Origin of the sequence: Paeniglutamicibacter sp. ZC-3 (assembly GCF_025847175.2) — a bacterium.
GTDB lineage: Bacteria > Actinomycetota > Actinomycetes > Actinomycetales > Micrococcaceae > Paeniglutamicibacter > Paeniglutamicibacter sulfureus.
On record NZ_JAOYTG010000007.1, the window covers coordinates 68,125 to 89,296 of the forward strand.

17 protein-coding genes, 1 tRNA gene and 1 other RNA gene are annotated in these 21,172 nt (G+C 65.6%); 8 read left to right on the plus strand and 11 right to left on the minus strand.

The features are described 5' to 3' along the window. Positions 1 to 24 precede the first annotated feature (24 nt). Positions 25 to 2,517 (plus strand): FAD-dependent oxidoreductase, encoded by a 2,493-nt coding sequence (locus tag OIU93_RS09630; RefSeq protein ID WP_264269864.1) that lies wholly within the window; start codon positions 25 to 27, stop codon positions 2,515 to 2,517. Here the strand turns inward: OIU93_RS09630 and recR are convergent. From recR to OIU93_RS09655, 5 genes are all read right to left on the minus strand, one after another. After that, on the minus strand, positions 2,514 to 3,176 hold the full coding sequence (recR, locus tag OIU93_RS09635; RefSeq protein WP_264269865.1) for a recombination mediator RecR: 663 nt from the start codon (positions 3,174 to 3,176) through the stop codon (positions 2,514 to 2,516). The genes OIU93_RS09630 and recR overlap by 4 nt on opposite strands. Positions 3,177 to 3,286: 110 nt before the next feature. After that, positions 3,287 to 6,823, minus strand: a complete 3,537-nt coding sequence (locus OIU93_RS09640; RefSeq protein ID WP_264269866.1) for a DNA polymerase III subunit gamma and tau — start codon at positions 6,821 to 6,823, stop codon at positions 3,287 to 3,289. Next, complete coding sequence (gene gluQRS / locus OIU93_RS09645) at positions 6,820 to 7,740, minus strand: tRNA glutamyl-Q(34) synthetase GluQRS (protein WP_264269867.1); 921 nt, start codon at positions 7,738 to 7,740, stop codon at positions 6,820 to 6,822. Before gluQRS ends, OIU93_RS09640 begins: the two co-directional genes overlap by 4 nt. 60 nt (positions 7,741 to 7,800) lie before the next feature. Then, an RNA gene (gene ffs / locus OIU93_RS09650) (signal recognition particle sRNA small type) lies at positions 7,801 to 7,897 on the minus strand. A gap of 67 nt (positions 7,898 to 7,964) precedes the next feature. Next, positions 7,965 to 9,377, minus strand: coding sequence for an HNH endonuclease signature motif containing protein (locus OIU93_RS09655; RefSeq protein WP_264269868.1), 1,413 nt, complete (start codon positions 9,375 to 9,377; stop codon positions 7,965 to 7,967). A 333-nt stretch (positions 9,378 to 9,710) separates the two neighbouring features. On the opposite strand from OIU93_RS09655, the gene OIU93_RS09660 reads away from it, so the two are divergent. Then, positions 9,711 to 9,795, plus strand: a tRNA-Ser gene (locus tag OIU93_RS09660). 151 nt (positions 9,796 to 9,946) lie between these two features. Beyond that, positions 9,947 to 10,723, plus strand: coding sequence for a response regulator transcription factor (locus OIU93_RS09665; RefSeq protein WP_217388816.1), 777 nt, complete (start codon positions 9,947 to 9,949; stop codon positions 10,721 to 10,723). Here the strand turns inward: OIU93_RS09665 and OIU93_RS09670 are convergent. From OIU93_RS09670 to OIU93_RS09680, 3 genes are all read right to left on the minus strand, one after another. Continuing rightward, complete coding sequence (locus OIU93_RS09670) at positions 10,720 to 11,145, minus strand: Hpt domain-containing protein (RefSeq protein ID WP_264269869.1); 426 nt, start codon at positions 11,143 to 11,145, stop codon at positions 10,720 to 10,722. The two genes, OIU93_RS09665 and OIU93_RS09670, sit on opposite strands and share 4 nt — an antisense overlap. A 298-nt stretch (positions 11,146 to 11,443) precedes the next feature. Next, positions 11,444 to 13,117 (minus strand): cell wall metabolism sensor histidine kinase WalK, encoded by a 1,674-nt coding sequence (locus OIU93_RS09675; protein WP_264269870.1) that lies wholly within the window; start codon positions 13,115 to 13,117, stop codon positions 11,444 to 11,446. Between the two features lie 197 nt (positions 13,118 to 13,314). Further along, a complete protein-coding gene (locus tag OIU93_RS09680; RefSeq protein ID WP_217388813.1) occupies positions 13,315 to 14,340 on the minus strand; it encodes an isopenicillin N synthase family oxygenase in 1,026 nt (341 codons plus the stop codon). Between the two features lie 180 nt (positions 14,341 to 14,520). Here OIU93_RS09680 and OIU93_RS09685 point away from each other — a divergent pair, with 180 nt between their 5' ends. Then, positions 14,521 to 14,820 (plus strand): type II toxin-antitoxin system VapB family antitoxin, encoded by a 300-nt coding sequence (locus OIU93_RS09685; RefSeq protein ID WP_217388812.1) that lies wholly within the window; start codon positions 14,521 to 14,523, stop codon positions 14,818 to 14,820. Between the two features lie 8 nt (positions 14,821 to 14,828). Further along, on the plus strand, positions 14,829 to 15,524 hold the full coding sequence (locus tag OIU93_RS09690) for a LytR C-terminal domain-containing protein (protein ID WP_217388811.1): 696 nt from the start codon (positions 14,829 to 14,831) through the stop codon (positions 15,522 to 15,524). Between the two features lie 3 nt (positions 15,525 to 15,527). Here OIU93_RS09690 and OIU93_RS09695 read toward each other — a convergent pair whose 3' ends face one another. After that, a complete protein-coding gene (locus OIU93_RS09695; RefSeq protein WP_264269871.1) occupies positions 15,528 to 16,250 on the minus strand; it encodes a DsbA family protein in 723 nt (240 codons plus the stop codon). 262 nt (positions 16,251 to 16,512) lie between these two features. On the opposite strand from OIU93_RS09695, the gene OIU93_RS09700 reads away from it, so the two are divergent. Next, the gene (locus OIU93_RS09700) at positions 16,513 to 16,647 is read left to right on the plus strand and encodes a hypothetical protein (protein ID WP_264269872.1); all 135 of its coding nucleotides are present in this window, start codon (positions 16,513 to 16,515) and stop codon (positions 16,645 to 16,647) included. Positions 16,648 to 16,758: 111 nt separating this feature from the next. Further along, positions 16,759 to 16,959 carry a hypothetical protein gene (locus OIU93_RS09705; protein ID WP_264269873.1) on the plus strand — a complete coding sequence of 67 codons (201 nt, stop codon included), beginning with the start codon at positions 16,759 to 16,761 and terminating at the stop codon, positions 16,957 to 16,959. Between the two features lie 226 nt (positions 16,960 to 17,185). Here OIU93_RS09705 and OIU93_RS09710 read toward each other — a convergent pair whose 3' ends face one another. Then, the gene (locus tag OIU93_RS09710) at positions 17,186 to 18,550 is read right to left on the minus strand and encodes an amino acid permease (protein ID WP_264269954.1); all 1,365 of its coding nucleotides are present in this window, start codon (positions 18,548 to 18,550) and stop codon (positions 17,186 to 17,188) included. 342 nt (positions 18,551 to 18,892) lie between these two features. On the opposite strand from OIU93_RS09710, the gene OIU93_RS09715 reads away from it, so the two are divergent. Continuing rightward, a complete protein-coding gene (locus tag OIU93_RS09715; protein ID WP_264269874.1) occupies positions 18,893 to 19,561 on the plus strand; it encodes a YoaK family protein in 669 nt (222 codons plus the stop codon). On the opposite strand, the gene OIU93_RS09720 is transcribed toward OIU93_RS09715, so the two are convergent. Continuing rightward, positions 19,558 to 20,769, minus strand: coding sequence for an MFS transporter (locus OIU93_RS09720; RefSeq protein ID WP_264269875.1), 1,212 nt, complete (start codon positions 20,767 to 20,769; stop codon positions 19,558 to 19,560). The two genes, OIU93_RS09715 and OIU93_RS09720, sit on opposite strands and share 4 nt — an antisense overlap. Positions 20,770 to 21,172: the final 403 nt, after the last annotated feature.

Sequence of the window (21,172 nt, forward strand, 5' to 3'; positions counted from 1 at the left end):
ACACCCCCGAAAAGGAGCATTTCCATGAACCAAGCACCCCGCGTCGTCATCATCGGGGCCGGCATCGTCGGCGCGAACCTTGCCGACGAGCTGGCGACCCGCGGCTGGGCAAACACCACCGTCATCGAGCAGGGGCCCCTGCACCTGGCCGGCGGCTCCACCTCGCACGCCCCGGGCCTGGTCTTCCAGACCAACGCCTCGAAGTCGATGACCGAGTTCGCCGGCTACACCGTCGAAAAGCTGCTTTCCCTGCAGAAGGACGGCACCTCCTGCTTCAACCAGGTCGGCGGGCTGGAAATCGCCACGACCCCCGAACGCCTGGAGGAGCTCAAGCGCCGCCACGGATTCGCCACCTCGTGGGGACTCGAGTCGCGATTGGTCGATGCCGCCGAATGCAAGCGGCTCTACCCGTTGCTGGACGAGGATGCGGTGCTGGGCGGCTTCCTGGTTCCCTCCGACGGACTGGCGTCCGCTGCGCGGGCCGTGCAGCTGCTCATCGAGAAGTCGACCGCCGCCGGGGTGCGGTTCCTCGGGGACACGACGGTGACCGGGATCGAGCAGGATGCCGGCAAGGTCACCGGGGTGCGGATCGGGGACGACACGGTCATCGAGGCGGATATCGTGGTCTCCTGCGCCGGGTTCTGGGGCCCCGCCATCGGGGACATGATCGGGATGCGCGTGCCGCTGCTGCCGCTGGCCCACCAATACGTCACCACCGACGCGCTGCCGGAGCTGGCCGGGCACAACCCGGCGCCCAACGGCGCCTCCCTGCCGATCCTGCGCCACCAGGACAAGGACCTGTACTACCGCGAGCACGGCGAGCGGATCGGCATCGGCTCCTACGCCCACCGCCCGATGCCCGTGGAGCTCGACACGCTGGCCAAGGTGCCGGCGGATCGGATGAGCGAGCACGAGATGCCCTCGCGCCTTGACTTCACCGAAGGGGACTTCCTGCCCTCCTGGGAGGACTCGAAGGCGCTGCTGCCGGCGTTGCGGGAGCGGTCGATCGAGGACGGCTTCAACGGCATCTTCTCCTTCACCCCCGACGGCGGCCCGCTGGTGGGCGCGGCCCCGCAGCTGGAGGGCTTCTACCTGGCCGAGGCCGTCTGGGTGACCCATTCGGCGGGCATCGCGCGGGCCGTGGCCGAGCTGCTCGTCGACGGGCAGTCCTCGATCTCGCTGCACGAGGGCGAGGTGACCCGCTTCGAGGCCGTGCAGACCACGAGGGAATACGTCAGCGAAACCTCCCAGCAGAACTTCGTGGAGATCTACGACATCCGCCACCCGCTGGAACCGCGGACCTCCCCGCGCGACGTGCGATCCTCCCCGTTCCGGGCGCGGCAGGACGAGCTGGGCGCCTTCTACCTGGAATCCGCCGGCTGGGAGCGTCCGCACTTCTTCGAGGCCAACCGGCACCTGCTCCAGTCGCTGCCCGACCAATGGCGTTCCCCGGAGCGCGACGCCTGGTCAAACCAGTTCCACTCCGAGATTTCCGCGGCGGAGGCCCACCGGACCCGCACCGCGGTGGCCATGTACGACATGACCCCGCTCAAGCGCCTGGAAATCACCGGTCCCGGGGCCCTGTCGCTGCTGCAGCGGCTGAGCACCGGAAACATCGCCAAGAAGCCCGGCGCCGTCACATACTGCCTGCTGTTGAACGCCGACGGCGGGATCCGCTCGGACGTGACGATTGCGCGGCTGGGGGAGGACCGCTTCCAGCTGGGCGTGAACGGCAACATCGACCTCGACTACTTCACCGTGGAAGCGCGCCGGCAGGCGGCACAAGACCCGGCGACGTGGGCGCACGTCGCGGACATCACCGGGTCCACCTGCTGCATCGGGCTGTGGGGGCCGCTGGCCCGCGAGGTCATGGCCAAGGTCAGCGAGGACGACTTCTCCAACGATTCGCTGAGGTACTTCCGCAGCAAGGAGGTGGTCATCGGCGGGATCCCGGTCACCGCGATGCGCCTGTCCTACGTGGGCGAGCTCGGCTGGGAACTCTACGCCAGCGCCGAGACCGGGCAGCGGCTCTGGGACGTGCTCTTCGCGGCCGGTGAGGAGCACGGGATCATCGCCGCCGGGCGCGGGGCCTTCAACTCCCTGCGCCTGGAGAAGGGCTACCGGCTCTGGGGCACCGACGTGACCCCGGAGCACCACCCGTTCGAATCGGGCCTGGGCTTCTCCATCGCCAAGGACAAGACGGGCTTTGTGGGTGCCGAGGCGGTGGACGTGCTGCGCAACAAGCCATCGACGCGCGCCCTGCGCTGCCTGACCGTCAACGACGGGAAGTCAATGGTGCTGGGCAAGGAACCGGTGTACCTCGACGGCGCCCCGGCCGGCTACGTGACGTCGGCGGCCTACGGCTACACGGTGCGCACCCCGCTGGCCTACGCCTGGCTGCCGGCCTCCACGGTGGAGGGCGACCAGGTGGAGATCGAGTACTTTGGCCGCAGGATTCCGGCGACGGTGGCCGCCGATCCGCTCTTCGATCCGAAGATGGAGCGCCTGCGCGGCTAGGAGGCCGACACCGGTTCCTGGGCCGGGAGCGCGGTGCGCACCAGGGGTGCGGCGGGGGCCGCCGGCGCGGTGTTGCGGCGGCCCTCGATGGCGCGGGCGAGGGTGACCTCGTCGGCGTACTCGAGGTCCCCGCCCACCGGCAGCCCGGAGGCCAGCCGGCTGATCTTGATGCCCAGCGGGCGCAGCGTGCGCACCAGGTAGGTGGCCGTCGCCTCGCCCTCCAGGTTGGGGTCGGTGGCCAGGATGATCTCGGTGATGCGCTCATCTCCCAGCCGGGCGATCAGCTCGCGGATGTGCAGCTGCTCCGGGCCGATCCCGTTGATCGGGTTGATGGCCCCGCCCAGCACGTGGTACCTGCCGGTGAAGGCGCGGGAGCGCTCGATGGCGATGACGTCCTTGGACTCCTCGACCACGCAGATGATGTCATCGCCGCGGCGCTCGTCCCGGCAGATCGAGCAGGTCTCCGACTCGGAGACGTTGAAGCACACGGTGCAGAACTTCACCCGCTCCTTGACCACGGAGATGGACGTGGCCAGGCGCTTCATGTCCTCCGGATCCGCCTCGAGGATGTGGAAGGCAATGCGCTGGGCAGACTTGGGGCCGATGCCCGGAAGCCTTCCCAACTCGTCAATCAGTTCCTGGACTGCGCCTTCGTACACTTGGATTCACACTGCCTAATCTTGCTGTTCGCTGCAACTATGTTTGCGTGCACCAGACACTACACGCCCGCTCCCACGCTAGATACCGGGCCCGGGCCCGGGCCCGGCGGTCAGCGGGGCCGGTTGGGCCGCTCGATCACGTTGCCGGCGGCGTCGCGTTCCTCGATGATGCGGCCATTGAGGATGCGTTCGATGGCGGGGACCCCGATCAGCGAGGAATCCTCGATCGCGATGTCGTCGTCGCTGGGGACGAACTCCGTGTCATCCAATTCTACGGCCCTGGCCGGTTCCGGGGCGCGCGAATTTTCCTCGGGTGCGGCGGGGCGGGGGCGGGCGAAGTCTGGGGCGTCGTCGGGGTTGCCCCACGCCCCGGCCGCCGGGTCCGTGGCGATGGGGGCGGGCACGGGTGACGGACCCGAGCCGGTGATCCCCGCGGCACGGTTCATCAGCCGCTGGTAGCGGCTGAGCTTTCCGCCGTTGGCCCCGGCGACGGGACCGGCGGGTGCGCCGGACACCTCGACGGTTTCGGCCACGGGTGCCGGAACCGGCATCCCCCAGGTTGCGGCCGAGGCGCCGGGGCGCGGGGCCACCGGACGATCGGCAGCGCCCAGCGACGGCGCCGGTGCCACATAGCCCTTGGGTGCGGCCGGGGCCGGGGCGGCCGGGCGCGGGACTTCGCCGGACACGGGGGCGGGTGCCGCCGGGCCTGCGTCGCGGGCAGGCTCCGCCGTGGAGGTGCCGAGGTCGGCCTCCCAGTCGGGCACGGGGACCGAGGAAGCATCCCAGTCGCCGCCGCCGTCGTCCCACGGCTCCGAATCCCAGGTGGGTTCCGGTCCAAAGCCCGGATCCTCGTCCGCCTGGGCCGGCGCCTGGGCCGGCGGTTCCGTCGCAGGTTCCCTGCGTACGATTTCGGCCGGCGGCCGCGCGGATTCCTGCCGAACGGCGGGTCTTGGGGCCGCGGGCTGCGCGGCTGCCTGCGGCGGGGCTTGGTGGACGACGGGCCTTGGGGCGGCGGGCCGCGGTGCAGCCGGTTCCGCCAGGGGTGCCGGTGCCACCGGTTCGGGTCGGGAGGCAGGCGGTGCCGCATCCGTCACGGTCGCCGGAAGCGGTGCGCTGCCGTGTCCGGGTTGGGTGGAAGCGGGCGCACTGGAGGGGGAGGGGGCGGTGTGCTGCAGTGGTGCGGTTTCAGCTGGACCATTGGTCACCGCCGGCTCGGGCCGGCGATCAACTTTTGGGCCAGAACCACCCGCCGGTGCGGAACCTCCCGCTGCGATGGCCAACTCAACGTTGACGCCGAGTACCTTGTTGATGCTCTGCCCCAGGATTGCCACATTTTCCTGCCGCGCCGTGAACGCGGTCAGTGCGCCGCTGTGCGCGAAGCTGACGGTCAACGTGCGGCCGTCAAACCCGGTCACCGAGGCATTTGGCGCGACCATCATCCAGACGAACTTCTTGTTGCTCTTCAGTTCTTCCAAGATGTCGGGCCATGCCCGGCGGAACATTTCCACCGAGCCGGTGCCGCCGGAGTGCGCCGCCGGAGCCTGGCCCTGCTGTGGCTGTGCCGCCGGTGGTTGCTGTTGGCGTGGTGCCTGCTGCTGCGGAGGTATCTGGCCCTGGGTCTGCCCCTGTTGCCGGGCTTGCACCGGTGGCTGCTGGCCTTGCTGGCCGGGGGCTTGCTGCTGCGGTGGCTGGTTCTGCTGCTGCGCGGCGTATTGCTGCGCATGCTGCGGCCGGGCGGCGGCCTGTTGCTGTTGCGCGGCCCGTTGTTCGGCTGCGGCACGTTCCTGCGCCGCGCGTTCCTGGGCGGCGCGCTGTTCGGCTTCCGCCTTTTCCTGCGCCGCGCGTTGGGCAGCTGCCTGCTCGGCGGCAGCACGCTCCTTGGCGGCCTGCTCCTCCTTGACCTTCCTGGCGAAGTCGGCCATGGCCTGGTTCTGCTGGATCGGTGCCGGCTCGGTCGCGGGGGCGGCGGGCTCGACCTCTGCCTCGGCGGCACGATCGGGCAGGATGCTGAACGGCGGAACATTTGCCGGAGGCTGCACCGGGGAGCCCTGGGCAGGGGACACCGGCTCGGTGACGGGGTTGACCGGGGCGTCGGGAACGGGGCCCCAGGTGCCGCCCCAATCGGCGGAGTGCCCGGTGGATTCCTCCACGGAGGGGGTTTCCTCGACGGCTGTCGACGGCGTTGTGGCGGCCGGGACGGAGGCCTCGGCAACCTCGGGCTCGGCCAAGGCCGGTTCCGGTGCAGGTTCGGATGCCTGGGCGGCCTCCGGCTCGTGGGCCGTCGAGGCGGCAGGCACTGCTTCGGGTGCGGACGGTGCCTCGGGTGCGCCGCCCTCCTTTTGGGCCCGGGCCGCACGCAGCGCCTCGCGCACTGCCGCCGCACCTTGACCGGCGTTCTCCCCCTCGAATCCGGAGGCGCCCGGCGAACCCCCGGCGTGTGCGTATTCGCCGTCGCCGGACGGCGCCGGCGGAAGATCGTCGCCGGCATAGGCCAGACGACGCTCGACCCGGTCCATGCGCGCATTGAACCCGCGCTCGGTGGCATCGGATGCCGGAAGCAGCAGGCGGGCGCAGAGCAGCTCGAGGTGAAGCCGCGGCGACGTAGCGCCGGTCATCTCGGTCAGTCCGGCATTGGTGACGTCCGCCCAGCGGCTGAGCTCGGCCTGGCCAAGCCCCGCTGCCTGGGCGTGCATGCGCTGGAGCTGGTCCTCGGGCAGGCCGCGAATGATCTGGGAGGCGTTTTCGGGCACCGCACGCACGATGATCAGGTCGCGGAAGCGCTCGAGCAGGTCCTCGACGAATCTTCTCGGGTCGTGCCCGGTCTGCACCACGCGGTCCACCGCCGCGAACACCGTTGCGGCGTCGCCGGCGCCCAAGGCGTCAACCACGTCGTCAAGCAGTGAGGCATGGGTGTAGCCGAGCAGTGAAACCGCCAGCTCGTAGTCCAGGCCATTGGGCCCCGCTCCTGCAATCAGCTGGTCGAGCACGGACAGCGAATCGCGGACGGACCCGCCGCCGGCCCGGATGACCAGGGAGAGCACGCCGGGTGCCACCTCGACGCCCTCGGCGGTGCACAGGTACTCGAGGTACTTGATCAGCGGCTCGGGCGGCACCAGCCGGAACGGGTAGTGGTGGGTGCGCGAGCGGATCGTGCCGATGACCTTGTCCGGCTCGGTCGTCGCGAAGATGAACTTGATGTGTTCCGGCGGCTCTTCGACGATCTTCAGCAGGGCGTTGAAGCCGGCCGAGGTGACCATGTGGGCCTCGTCGATGATGAAGATCTTGTAGCGGTCGCGCACCGGTGCGAAGGTCGCGCGTTCTCGCAGGTCGCGGGCGTCGTCGACGCCGCCGTGGGAAGCCGCGTCAATCTCGATGACGTCAAGGGAACCCGGTCCGCCGCTGGCCAGTTCGATGCAGCTGGGGCAGGTGCCGCACGGGGTCGGCGTCGGTCCCTGGGCACAGTTCAGGCAGCGGGCAAGGATGCGGGCGGATGTGGTCTTGCCACAGCCGCGCGGACCCGAGAAAAGGTAGGCATGGTTGACCCTGTTCTTTTCCAGGGCCGTCATCAGCGGTGTGGTGACATGTTCCTGCCCGATCACGTCCGCAAAATTGTCTGGACGGTAGCGACGGTAAAGAGCTGTACTCACGATGGCCACCCTATCGTTTTTCCGGTGCCAAGCGCATTCGGATCAGTTGTGAATACCCACGGGTCGGTGGGCAGCGATGTTGGTTCAAAGGCATCCAGTGCGGCGTCCAGCGAGGCGGTGGGCAGTCCCAACGAGGCCAGGATCATGCTGCGCGCCCCATCGGCGTCGATGCCCAGGACGGCAAGTTGGGCCAGTGTGACCGCGCCGTCCCGCTTGGCCAGGCGTTTGCCGTGCGAGTTCAGGGCAAGCGGGACATGGGCGTAACCCGGGATGCCGTAACCGAGCAGTTGCGCCAGGTACGCCTGCCGCGGGGCAGAGGAGAGCAGATCGTCGCCGCGGACGACCTGGTCGATGCCCTGGAGTCCGTCGTCGACCACCACTGCCAGGTTGTATGCGGGAACCCCGTCGTTGCGCAGCACCACGAAGTCGTCAACTGCCCCGGTGTATGTGCCGTGCAACTGGTCGGCGACGGCGAAGGATCCCACCTCGGTCCGGAGCCGCAACGCCGCGGGGCGCAGTTCGCGCTTCGCGGCGCGTTCGGTCCCGGTGAGATTCCTGCAGGTTCCGGGGTAGGTCCCGGGGGCGGCGTGCGGCGCGCTGGCAGCCTCGGCGATGTCGCGCCGGGTGCAGAAGCATTCATAGAGCATCTCGCGGTCCCGCAATTCGTCAAGCGCGCCGGCGTAGTGTCCGGATCGTTCGCTTTGCCTTACGACGTCGCCGTCCCATGAGAGGCCGATGGCGGCGAGGTCGGCAAGCTGGAGCTCCTCGGAGCCGGCACGTGCACGGTCAAGGTCCTCCACCCGCATGAGGAACGCCCGCTCGGAGGAGCGGGCAAAGAGCCAAGCCAGGATCGCCGTGCGCAGATTTCCCAGATGCAGGTCCCCCGAGGGGCTTGGGGCGAACCGACCGGCACCCATGGAATACTCCCTTTCGACTCCCGGATCCGAGGTGAATGGGTCAACGATCCCCGGGGAAATAGTAAAGGCCCCTCATGCACCTGCCAGAGCCCATCTACCCTTGCTACCTTCCGGTCCTGGGGGAGTTCAACAGGATGACACCACATGAGGGGCCGACAAGTAGTCTACCCGAGGTAGGGCCTTGGCCCGAAATCCGCGCCCCGTGGTCCGCCCGCCTGGCCGGATCACGTCTCCTGTGAATTGTCCGGGACCCCCGGGACGCCTTCGGAATCGTCCCAGCCCAGCAACCTCTTGGTCTGCGCGTCGATCGAGGTTCCTGGCAGCATCAACTGGACCGGGGGCGGATTGGGCCCCAGCGGGCGTGGGAAAAGCAGCCCATCGGGCAATTCCAGCTGGGTCATCCCGTGAGGAGTGCGCCATTGCAGCGATCCGTTGCCCAGATAGACCGCCTGCCAGCCCAGCACGTGCTTGTAGATCTGGTGCCTCTTGCACAAGAGCTGCGCGTTCTGCACCGACGTCGCACCGCCGGCCGCCCAATCGTCGATGTGGTCGAACTCGGACAGCTCCGGGGCCCGCCGGCAACCGGGAAAGCGGCAATGCTCGTCACGCACCCGCAGAAAATCACGCAATGCCTTCGAGGGCTTGTATCGCCTGCGGCCCAGGTCGAGGATCGAACCCGTCCACGGATCGGTGAGAATGGGCTTCAGGGAGGGCGCCCTGGCTGCAAGGCGCAAGGCAATCCCCAACGGAATCGGGCCGTATCCCTCGAGGTTGGCAACGCCGCGTTCCGGGTTTGTCAGGAGCTCCAGCGCCGGAATCGTCAGCCCCACAAAGAGCGGGGGCTTCCTCTTGATTTGCCCCGGCCAGCCGTCGACCAACGAGTCCCGGAAGACGTCTGCCCGCAGTTGGCCCAAGGGGCGTTCCTGTTCGCCGGAAACCAGCAGGTTGGCGTGGGCGGAGACGGTGTTGTAGATCGACAGCACGTCCTCGGCCGGCAGGTAGGCCTGCAGCACGGCCATCCCGTCCTCTTCGGGCCACCACATCAGCGAACGCCCCATCTCGGCCCGCGTGCGGCGGTCCGCGGCCGGTTGGGGGTGCAGTCGCTCCCGTGCCCGCTTGATCCGCAAGGCCATCGAGGCATCGGAGGCCGTGGTCGCCGTGGGCAGCGTGCTCGCCTCGATTTGCCGGGCGGTCGCCCGTGGGATGCCGCGAGTTTGTTTGACGAGTGTGGCCGCGGTTCGTGAGGTGATGTTGCCGGCGTACAGTGCGAAGAGGGATTCCTCATGCACGTACCGCAGGCCTTCGGCAATAGCCAGGCGGTTGAACGCCGAGCGCTCGGAGGTTCGGGTGACCAGGGCGGCCTCTGCGACAAATGAGGAGCGGTTCAAGTCCTGGTCCGCCCGGGAGAGTGGAAAGCCGTGCTCCTCGATCTCGCGCTTGTAGTCAAAGAGCGTGGGGTTTTCCTCCGAAAGCGGGGTGGGCATTCCGCGCTGCACCATTTCGCTGGTGTCTGCCAACAGCGTGGATTCCAGCCCGTCAATCATGGCCCTGATCCGGCCGAGCTCACGGAGCTGTCCAAGTCCCTGCGCCGGGGTCCGGGGACACTGGGAGGATGTGAGCTTCGTAACGGCCCTCATGAGGGGATTTCGCTCCAGAAAACCTTCCACGCAGGCCGTCCAGGCACCGTCCAATCCGGCGTAATAGCGTAACCCCGCCTGCGGCACGCCACCGCCCTCGGGTCCCATATTGCTCTGATGAGCCGCGAACTTTCCCATAATCAAGTACAGCCCGGCGAAGCCATGGGCGGTCCGGGTCAAGTGCGGCCTGTGAATCGGGGGCGTCCCTGGCCCAGGGATGTGCGGATGAGTGCTTCAGTGACACGGAACGGCCAAATCGATCCGCTCCTCACGCATCGATTAGTTGTCACCGAAAATGTCCGCTATGCTGGAACCTGCTCTTTGGAGCAAGCTGGAGGATTCGCCTAGCGGCCTATGGCGCACGCCTGGAACGCGTGTTGGGTTCACGCCCTCGGGGGTTCAAATCCCCCATCCTCCGCGGATACGGAATCGGTCTTGACTTGAGAAATCTCGTCAAGGCCGATTTCGTTTAAGCAACGCCTATAAGCCGGAAAATCGTTAGACTAACGAATATGCCCTGGGCGAGCCACCTGATTCGCCGATTGGACTCAGCTTAAGAGGTGAATGTGGTGACCAAACCCCGTACCGCAGTTGTCGTGGAGGATGACGCCGACATCCGAGGATTGCTCGAGGTCGTCCTGCAGCAATCAGGATTTGATGTGCACTCCACGGACTCCGGGGTTTCGGGTGTGGAAATGGTTGAGTTCCACGATCCCGATCTGGTGACCTTGGACATCGGCTTGCCGGACATTGACGGATTCGAAACCGCCCGCCGGATCCGCACGATCTCGGATGCGCACATCCTCATGTTGACGGCGAGGGCCGATGAGATCGACACTGTTCTGGGTCTGGAATCCGGCGCCGACGAATATGTCACCAAGCCATTTCGCCCCCGCGAACTTCGCGCCAGGGTTGATGCGATCATGCGCAGGCGCACGGCGCTCCCCACGGTTCACCAGGGTACAGTGCCGGTCGAAAACCCGTCGGGCGCCGAAACCGGTGCCCCCGACGACACCGACCATGTGCGCACCCTCAATGGGTTGGAGATGAATGTTGCCACGTATTCGGTCCACGTTGGCGGGGAAACGGTAAACCTCACGCCGACCGAGTTCACCCTGCTTGATTTGCTCCTGGGAGCCCGCGGGCACATTCGCACCAAATCCGAATTGGTCAGGCGGCTGCGTGATGAGGACTCGGACGCCGGGACTTTCGTCTCGGCGGCGGACGAGCGGTCCGTGGAGGTGCACGTGGGGAACCTTCGGCGCAAGCTGGGGGATTCCGTCCAGGAACCGCGCTGGATAGAAACAGTGCGCGGCGTGGGGTACCGATCGGTGGCTAGGCGCTAGACGGACTGACGGTAGGCACCCAAGGCATGCTCGGCGAAGCCGGGTTCGGTCAACACCATCAGGATTGAGTTGCCGGCATGCTCAATGCGGCAAATAAATTCGCCTTGGAGAGTTGTGTCGCCACCCCGGAATGCCGAGTGCAGCTGGACGGACAGCGCTGCCAGGTCGTGGGCGCCGGCCATGGTCGCCGCCGATTTCAAGGAGAGTGCCGCATCCTCGCCACCTGCCGCGTCATTGGACGCGAGCGCCTTTCTGAGCCGTGCGATACGCGTGGGCCATAGCGAACGAAACTGGGCGATGAATTCGTTGACGGACTCCGGCCCGACTTCCGAGCACAGCTTTCCCAGGGTTTGCGCGCACACTGCGGCGTCAGGGGAAACGGGCTCCAGTTTCATAACATCATCATGACGTGCGAAGCTCACGATCCGGCCCTAAATATGCTCAAGGGAGCCTCAAGGAATGCCGCGGAATCTTGAGGATAGTCTGCGCCAATATTGTTTTCGATTGGATGGAAAATTGATGTCGGCAGGGAATAGTGTTCGTTATCCGGTAAGTGAATCCACCAGTCTCCGCCGACGAGACGAGGGGGAGGCGGCCAGACCGGATGCCAATACAGGGTTCTTCACTCGCTTCATGGGGGCGTGAGTGGACATGACGAACCAGGCAAAGTGTGGGTTTCCGGTGCACCGGGAGCCCACACTTTGCCCTTAACGCAAGCAGTCAGCGTCGCGAGTCCGGATGCATTGTCGGAAAACCGAGGCGCCGGGAGGAAGGCTCCGAGTCGCCGCCAGCGTCCTTGCGCGGCAGGATGACGGTCATTGTTGTTCCCTCTCCCAGTTCGCTTTCGACCGCGATATGCCCGCCGTGGGCCTCGACTAGCTCATGGCTGATCGCCAATCCAAGCCCGACGCCCGGAAGCCCGGAACGTCGGGCCTCCTCCGAGCGGAAGAATCGGGTGAAGAGGCTCTTCACGTCGGTGGGGGACAGACCGCGCCCGGTGTCGGCCACCCGCACCGAGATTTCCTTGCTGTTGCAGTTCATGTTCACAGTGACGGAATCCCCGGCGCTGGAATACTTGATGGCGTTGGAGACGAGGTTGTCGATCACCTGGCCCAGTCGCAGCGCATCGCCCAGCACCGGTTCGTGGCACATGTTCCCCTCGATCAACTCGATGCCGGCAGATGCTGCACGCGGCCGCATGGATTGGAGCTGGCCGTGGATAACCGAGCCCAGGTCGATGGTGGCGATATTGACCTGGTGCTGGCCGGCCGCCGCGGTGAGCAAATCGTTGACCATGTGCAGCAGGCGCTCGGTGTTTCGGGAAAGGACATCCATTGATTGCCGCTGGTCCTCGGTGAGTCCCGGGTCGTCCTCGAGCAATTCGAGGTAGCCGAGGATGGAGGTCAGCGGAGTGCGCAGTTCATGGCTAACGTTGGCCAGGAATCGGTTTCTGGTCTTTGAGGCTTCGATGAGCGGCGTGATGTTCTTGAACATGGTCACGGCCCCGTCGTATTCACCGTCCTCGTTAAAGAACGAGCGGGCAGAGGTCGAGAGGTACATCGGGTCGTCGAGAGGGCCCAGGGCAAACAACTCGTCGGTGAATTCCTCTTGGCGAATGGAACGGACGACCGGCCGGTACTCGGGGTCCAGTAGTTCCGGTATCGGCTCGTAGGCTCCGGATACGGCACGAACGAGAAGCTGGGACTCATCGGGGTCTGGGATTCCGGGCGGGGTGGCGTGGCGGTGCTGGAAGCGCTGGACATCGTTCATGAACAAGTCGTGGCCGTCGCGGTCCACCACCACAACGCCGACGTTGGCCGCGTTGAGCACCGCATTGAGGAGGCGGGTTTGGCGTCGGCTGGTGGCCAGCGTGGCTCGCAGCTGTCGTTCCGCCAGCGCGGAGTTGTGCTCGACAATGACGGTGGTCGTGGCCAGGGCGAGAATGGTCAGCGGGATTAGCAGGGGCTTGGCCATGGCGTCCAGGGAGAACGGGATGCCGCGGTGCCAGAGTTGCAGCCAGATGGCCGCCAGCGGCACCAGGAAAGAGAGCACGAGCGTCAGCCGCGGGACAAAACCCGACCACGCAAACCAAAAGACCGGGAAGGCAATCAGCAGGGACACCCCGTTGAGCCACGGGTAGGCGCCAGTAGCCATCAAGGTGGCCGAAATCAGTCCCAAGGCCGGAATGACCAGATACGTTTGCTCCGGCCCGATGGACTTCCACGGGATGGTCCACGCCAGAACGCTGTTGAGAAGCGTCAGCAGCACCCCGGCAACGAAGAGCCGGTCCCCGAAGATCTCCGTCGGGGAAGTGACGAGTGCCAGCAGGCATGCGGTGGCCACGGCGATGAGCATCGGCGCCTGCGACCACCCGACCTTTCGACGCAAGGGCAACTGGGAAAATGGCACTCCCTTGGTGATGATGCGGGGGAATAACGACGACAACCTACCAATTGCATGGTGCTGGTTGCCCGTTCGTGCGGCGCTCATGGACACCAGCTTAGTGACTGATTGCCTGATCAGCATCGAAATGCCACGGGGCGGGCAAGACGGTCCCAGGACCGCCCTACCCCGCCCCGTGGGCGGACGCGCTACTTCACCAGATTTGGGTAGTGCGCCTTGGCGGTTTGCGGGTGGGCGCGCAGCCAGCCCTTCAGGACGTTGGCGCCGTAGGACGCCAACATGGGGTTGTGCGGGTCGTCGGAGACGCCGCGGGCATCGGCAGCGAGTTTCTCCGGCAGCGGCACGGTGCCGATGACCGAATCCAGGCGGGGCGAGTAGAAGAAAGGCACCGAGTAGCGGTCCACGCCGGCCGGGGGAGCGATGACCCGGTGAATGGTGGCCATCAGGTAGCCGTTGGTCGCGACCTCGAGCATTTCACCGATGTTGACCACGAGCGCGCCTTCGATCGGATCCACGGAGATCCACTCGTCCTGGCCGTAGGGCTTGACCTCAAGGCCGCCCACGGCATCCTGCAGCAGGAGGGTGATGAAACCGTAGTCCGCGTGGGCACCGACGCCCTGGGTGCCCGCCTCGGGGACGATGCCGCCGCCGACGTAATGCACGAGCTTGCCCATCCAAGCCGGGCTCTGCGCGAACGGCTCATCGAAGTACTCCTCCGGGAGGCCCAGGCCCACGGCCAGGGCCGAGAGCAGCTCGGCCCCCACCTTGTTCATCAGGTTTGCCCAGTCCATGGCCGCAGATTCCAGCCGCGGGAAATCCTCCGGCCACTGGTTCGGCCCCTGCAGGTTCAGGTAGGGCGCGTCGGCGGGGACGTCGGTGAGGACCTCGCGTTCGGGTCCGTAATCAATTTGTTCGCGCGAGTCGGCACGGCCGCGGGTGATTTCGGCCCCCAGCCGGGTGTAGCCGCGAAACTGGGGCGAGGTGCGGTTGTCCAGCTTCAGCTTCTGTTCCACGGGGAGGGCGAAGAAATCGGCCAGGGTCTTGAGCAGGTTCTGTGTCGTGCCCGGGCCGGCGCCAAAGCCGGTGATCTGGAAGAAGCCCACACGGTGGGCCGCGTCACGCAATGCAGTAATGAAGTCTTCATCAAAAGTGCCATCGGCGCGACGTGCGGTAGACATGTCTAGGACCGGAACGGTGGTGAGAACTGTACTCATGGTTCAAGAATGCACCCGGGTGGCCGGTTTGTGACAGCGAAAGTTACTTCACGTTCCGTACTGTGAATCCATGCGTCCTACCCCTTGACGCGGGCCCCAGGGTCACGTACCCGAGGCGCGACGCGCACAAATATCGGCCAATCGCCCCAATAGGTGCTCGAAGTTTCCTAAGCTGGTCAAGTGATCTTCAAATCTGTCGGCGATTCCCGGCCATATCCGGAACACGGTTACGTGACTCCCAAGGACTGGGCCTCCGTCGCGCCCATGCAAGTGCGACTGGACGAGCTGGTGACCACCAAGAGCACCCTGGACCTTGCGGCACTGCTCGCCGAGGACTCGACGTTCTTCGGCGACCTTTTCCCGCACGTTGTGCAATGGAAGGGTACCCGCTACCTGGAGGACGGATTGCACCGCGCCGTCCGCACGGCCCTGCACCAGCGTTCAATCCTGCACGCACGTGTGCTCGTGTTGGAAGACTAGGGGACAGGTTGGCACGCAGCAAGGACCCGAACGATTGGCACGGGCACCACATCATCTCCGAAGACGAGTTGGCGAGCCCCGAGTTCACCACGGAGGACCGGATCAAGCGCCGACGGCGCATCCGCCATGGCGTCATCCTGATCTTCGTGGTCCTGATGCTGGCCGCCGCCCTTGTCCTGGCCTACCTGGTCAACACGCGCACCCTCGTCATCGACGCCCTTGAGCCCAAACCGGTTGCCGAGGCTCCCGTTGCCGTGAACGAGGCATGCCCCACCAGGAAATTCAACTACGTCGACCCGGGCAAGATGACGGTGAACGTCCTGAACGCCACCCAGATCTACGGACTGGCGGGGGCCACCGCGACGAAACTGAAAAAACACGGATTCAAGGTGGGCGACGTGGGCAACGCAAACCTGTCCAACGTGCAGGTGGTCGGGGCGGTGACCTCCGGACCCGATGGCTACGCCCAGGCCATGACGCTGCAGCGGCACATCAAGGGCCTGACCTATGTCTACGATGCAAAGCGCCCGGGGAAGACCGTGGACGTGGTCATCGGCACCAAGTACAAGGACCTGGTCAAGGAGGGTTCCGTCAACAAGAAGCCGGGAAAGCTTGGCTGCACCCCGCCGAAGCCAAAGGCAGGCGCAAAACCGTCGACGGCCCCGGCCAAGCCGGAACCGTCGACGGATGCGAAGGAGAACTAGGCGTCAGTTGCAGCCTTCGGGGCCGCAGGCCGCGCCGTCGGCAGACGGCGTTCCGAGCATCTGCAGGTTCTCGCCGCCGATTTCCTTCCAGACCTGGCTCAGCGCCTGCTCAAATACCTCCGAGGGCTGGGCACCGGAAATCCCGTATTTGTTGTCCAGGACGAAAAACGGCACACCGCTGACGCCCAGCTCGCGGGCGCGGACGCCGTCGGCCCGCACCGAGTCGGCATACTTGTCGCCGGCGAGCACCTCGGCCGTTTCCGCCGGGTCCAGGCCCACGGTATCGGCGATGCCCTGCAGGGCATCGCTGTTGCCGGTGTTGACGCCCTGCTCAAAGTGGGCCGAAAGCAGCGCTTCCTTCATCTCGTTGCCGAGGCCGCGTTCCTTGGCCAGGGCAAGCAGACGCAGCGCGGTGAATGAGTTGGCAACGTGTAGGGCATCGAAGTCGTACTTTAGGCCCTCGCTTGCGGCCTGGGTCGTGACGTGCTCGAGCATGCCGACCACCTGTTCGCTGGGCATTCCCTTTACCTGGGAAAGGTAATCGATTTCGCTGCCCTCGAAATGCTCGGGCAGCGAGGGATCCAGCTGGAACGCATGCCACTTCACATCGACCTTTTCGCCGAAGGGCAGGGCGGCCAGTGCCGTTTCGAAGCGGCGCTTGCCGATGAAGCACCATGGGCAGGCAATGTCGGAAAAAATATCAACGCTCAAGCGGGTTTCAGTCATGTCTTGGGCAACAGCGAGCCCGTGGTGCGTATTCCCCGCGTAATGCGGGAACCGATGTGATCCCTTGCGGCGGGGGACGGCCACTACCGTCTGGAAACGACGGGTTCTGCCGGCCTTGGGGAAAGGCGTGGCAGCGGATTGCGGGCAAACGGATTAAATAAATCTACGCGTTAGACCTACCGCTGAGATGATGCCCGCTGGTAGTCTCGCTCGCGTCAGAACCCATCCGAAACCCTTCAATGTCGAAAAGTTGAGGAACACCATGAAACACATATTCCGCGGATTCGCGGCCGCCGCAGCACTTGTGCTGGCGTCACTGACCTTGGCCACCCCGGCCCAGGCATACGAAACCTACTCGATGGACAATTCATGGGCCAAGAGCAGTGGCAAGGTGTGAAAAGACGATAACCGCCACTTCGGCTACAACCTGTATCTAACGGATGACGCCAGGGACGGCCACTGCGTTTACTACCAGGCACAGGCTGTACGCAACAACGCGCCGGACACCGTGTGGACGCGGTTTACCCAAAATGTTTGTGGCTACGGCAACCGCGCCAGGTTCTCCAACTCCTCCTACGGTCTCATCTACAGCTGGCACCCGGGAGCCGACGGCTTCCGGGTGCGCGCGTGCAAGGCAGTGGACGACGCGCCCGATCCCTGCGCGACGGCATCGTATGTGGCCACCCGCGGCCAGTGGACCAAGGGCTAGGGAAATCGTCCACGGGACGACTGCGGACGACAGGCGCAAGGGTGCGTTCTTCCGCCGATTTATGTCCCGCATCGTGCAGGCGGGCCTTGGTGTCGAAGCCCGATCGCTAGCCGGCTGCATATGGTGCTCCATGCCAATGGCGGCATGGGACGAAACATGACAGGACCCCCGAGCCGCAGAAGCGGCCGGGGGTCCTGTCATCGGGATGCCGGTGGGATTGGCCCGGCTATCGCGTTTCGGCGGGAACGTAGTCGCGCCCGGTTTCGTCGACCAACTCGGCGCGCTCGTGGCCCTTGGCGCGGACCCAGACCTTGTAGGCGACAAACAGGAGCGCGATCCAGACAACCCCGACCACCAGGGCGACGCGGGTCGCGGGGATGATGCCCAGCAGCACGATCACAAAGCCCATGAATGCCAGCGCGGCATAGGACGCCGCGGGCCACCAGGGGGAGGGGAACTCGGAGGCCTGGAGGTTCTCGCGCGCAATGGTCCGCTTCATGGAGATGTGCGAGAGCAGGATCATCACCCACACCCACACGGTGGCGAAGGTGGCGATCGAGGCAATGATCAGGAACAACGACTCGGGCAGCAGTGCGTTGAGCACCACTCCGGCCAGCAGCACGATGCCCATGGTCAGCACCGTCATCCAGGGGACCCCATTGCGGGAGATCTTGGCGAACGAGGCGGGGGCGTGGCCCTGCTGGGACAGCCCGAACATCATGCGCCCGGCACCAAAGATGTCGGAGTTGATCGCCGAGATGGCTGCGGTGATGACCACCGCATTGAGGATGTGTGCCGCCGCGGGAATGCCCAGGTTGTCGAAGATCTGCACGAAGGGGCTGCCCGCGGAACCGACCTGGTTCCACGGGTAGATCATCATCAGGATGCCCAGGGTGCAGACGTAGAAGAGCAGGATGCGCACTGGCACGGTGTTGATCGCCTTGGGCACCACTGACTTGGGGTTCTCTGCCTCGCCGGCGGTGATGCCAATGGTCTCGATGCCGCCAAAGGCAAACATCACGATCGAGAAGGAAGCCAACAGGCCCCAGAAACCGTTGGGGAAAAACCCTCCGGCTGCAAGCATGGTGCCGATGCCGGGGTTCGCCTCGGCGGGAAGCCCGAAGCCGAAAAGCACGATCAGCACACCGCCGGCGATCATCGCGATGATCGCCGAGACCTTGATCAGGGAAAGCCAGAACTCGGTCTCGCCAAAGACCTTGACCTTCATCAGGTTCAGCGCGGCGATGAAGAAGACCACGGCCAGGATCCAGATCCAGCGGGGGACGTCCGGGAACCAGAAGCCCATGTAGATGCCGAATGCGGTGACGTCCGCAATCGCCACGATCGCCATCTCGAAGGCGAACGTCCAGCCGGTGATGAACCCGGCGAAGGGGCCGAGGTACTTGGAAGCGTACTGGCCGAATGAACCGGAGACCGGGTGGCGAACCGCCATCTCACCCAGCGCGCGCATCACCATGAAAACGGCAGCGCCGCCGATCATGTAGGCCAGCAGGACCGCCGGTCCCGCGGCCTGGATGGCCGATGCGGAACCGTAGAACAGGCCGGTACCGATGGCCGAACCGAGGGCCATGAACCGGACGTGGCGGACGTTGAGTCCGCGGGCAAGCGCCTGGGCAAATTGGGGCACGAAAACAAACCTTTGGTAGGAAGGGGGTCATTCAATGGTAAGTCGGGGGAATGATTCGGCCATGATCCCGTGGCGCGTATCACCTGCCGCCGGTGCGTGGCCCGCAGCCACTCACCGGCGAACCGGGGACCGCGCCCGCGCGGGCGGGCAGCGCGCCGTTTGGCCTGCTCACTAGACTGGGGACGGAACCGGGTGCCGATTTCCAGGGGCATCCGGCACCGGCAATCGAGACGGTGCCCCGGGCGGAGCGCCGCTTCGCCCGGGCGCGGATGGGGGAGAAGCTACGTGGCACGCTCATTGGGATGGCGGGGGATTGCCTATGCCAGTGGATTGACGGCAATCGCCGGGTTCGTGGACGGCGTGGCGTTCATCCACTTCGGCGGGTACTTTGTCTCTTTCATGAGCGGCAACTCGACCCGCTCGAGCGCAGGACTGGCGGAGGGAAACCTGCTGCAGTGGGGGTTGGCCATGGGCCTGGTGCTCGGTTTCGTGCTGGGAGTCGTCGCGGCGAGCCTGGCCAGCCAGGTCCCCTCGGTGCACCGGCGCGGGGCGGTGCTCTCGGTGTCCTCGGCGTTCCTGCTGGCCTCGGCCCTCACCACGCTGGGATCGGCCGGCGGGGCATGGACCGCCGTGCTGATGGCCATGTCCATGGGGGCGATCAACGCGACATACACGCGCCGCGGCGAGGTCAGCGTCGGGTTGACCTACATGACCGGCGCCCTGGTGAAGATGGGGCAGCACCTCGCCGCGGCCCTGGCCGGCGGCCCCAAGTGGGCCTGGCTGCCGTACGGCGCGCTCTGGGCGATGATCACGCTCGGCTCCTTGATCGGCGCCTTCCTCTACCTCCAGGTGGGCCTTCCGGTGCTGTGGCTCGCCGCTGTGGCCCTGGTGGCCTGGACGGTCGTCGCCTTCGTGCGCGACAGCCCGGGCCGGATCTTCGGGATCCCGCGCTAGATTGCCCCTGGACGATTCCCGCGGGCGTGGCGCCCATGCACCTGGAAGTAGAGGACGATGCCGAGCACCGCAAGTACGGCGAGGCTTCCGAACATGCCGGTGTATCCCAGGTGCGGGATGAGCAGGCCCAGCGCCACGGGCCCGAAGCCGATCCCGACATCAAGCATCAGGAAGAACGTTGAGGTTGCCACCCCCAGTTCGGCCGGTGGCACCGAGGACACGGCGATGGCCTGGGCGCAGGGCATCAAGGCGCCGAAGCCGAAACCAGTCAAAGCCGCGGCGGAAGCCACGGTCAGGCTGCTCGGGTCGAATGCAAGCGCAGCCATACCCAGGGCAAACACCACCAGCAGGGGGTACATGATGGCGTTGTCGCCGCGGCGGTCCTGGATGCGTCCGGCAAAGAGCCGGGATAAAAGCACGGTGACGGCGTAGAGCATGAAGAACCAGCTGGCCGCCTCCGTCATGGACTTCGAGATCAGGAACGGGGCCAGGAACGAAATGATGCCCGAATAGGCGATGCCGCAGACCAGGATGACCAAGGAGATGGGAAGTGCCGCCGGGCTGATGATGGAACGGATGAAGCTGCCGCGCCGGGCATGTGCCGTGGAGAGGTGGGTGGGGCGCTGCGGTTCGGGCATGCGGACCAGCAGCGTGAAGAGCAACGCCGAAGCCGAGAAGATGGTGCAGAACACGAAGACGGAGGTGTAGTTGCCGCTGCCGGCAAGCAGCACCGCCAGGAACGGTCCAACAGCGGTGGACAGCGTGGTGGACAACCCGAAGTAGCCGGTTCCCTCGCTGCGCCGCGCTTGGGGAATGAGCGACTGGACGGCGGTGGCAATGGCGGTGTTGGCCATGCCGAAAGCCATGCCATGGACCAGGCGCACGATGAGCAGAAGCAACAACGTGCTGCTGAGGAGGTAGAAGACTGAAGACAGGGCAAAGAGGCCGAGGGCGAGGACGGCAAGCCGTTTTCGTCCCATGACTTGCAACATTTTTCCGGCAAAGAGCCGGGCAACGACCGAACCTATGACGAAGGCGCTCGAGGCCAGCCCCGCGGCGCTGTCGGAGGCCTGGAACCTGTCCACCGCATACAGCGCCATGGAGGTCATCAACAGGTAGAAGACCATGGAAATAAAGAGGTTGGCGACGGCGGCGAGCAGGAAATCCCGTGTGAAGAGTTTCGTTGGCGGATCGTGTGGCTGGCTCACCTGGCTCCTTTGGGGGTTCTACTGCGTCCGGCCCCGAGGCGGACCCGTCTCCCATTATGGTTCGTCGGACGAGCCGAATTCGGCATTTGGCGACGTCGGCAGCGGTGCCATTGCCGACAACAGGGGGAGGGATGAACCACTTTCGGATGGCCGCTACATTAAATAACGATCGTCCCCGCCTGAGACAGCTCTGCCGGTGGGGACGATCGAAGTCTGTGAGGTTGATTCTTGGTGGCGGGATCCAAGGGGTGGTCGCGTCATTGCGCTGGCCCCTCGACCCCGTCACCGAAGATCAATTATTCGGTGGCCTTCTCCGTTGACTTGGGGAAGGTCGAAATCCATGTGGTTGATTCCTGGTGGCGGGATCCAAGGAGTGGTCGCGTCATTGCGCTGGCCCCTCGAC

Bases quoted from the DNA above. Each gene is read 5' to 3' on its own strand.
- OIU93_RS09710 (WP_264269954.1), bottom strand. From the start codon at position 18,550: ATGGCCCTCGGTTCGGCCATCGGTACCGGCCTGTTCTACGGTTCCGCA.
- gluQRS (WP_264269867.1), bottom strand. From the start codon at position 7,740: ATGGGTGCCGGTCGGTTCGCCCCAAGCCCCTCGGGGGACCTGCATCTG.
- OIU93_RS09630 (WP_264269864.1), top strand. From the start codon at position 25: ATGAACCAAGCACCCCGCGTCGTCATCATCGGGGCCGGCATCGTCGGC.
- OIU93_RS09655 (WP_264269868.1), bottom strand. From the start codon at position 9,377: ATGAGGGCCGTTACGAAGCTCACATCCTCCCAGTGTCCCCGGACCCCG.
- OIU93_RS09680 (WP_217388813.1), bottom strand. From the start codon at position 14,340: ATGAGTACAGTTCTCACCACCGTTCCGGTCCTAGACATGTCTACCGCA.
- OIU93_RS09700 (WP_264269872.1), top strand. From the start codon at position 16,513: ATGAAACACATATTCCGCGGATTCGCGGCCGCCGCAGCACTTGTGCTG.
- OIU93_RS09695 (WP_264269871.1), bottom strand. From the start codon at position 16,250: ATGACTGAAACCCGCTTGAGCGTTGATATTTTTTCCGACATTGCCTGC.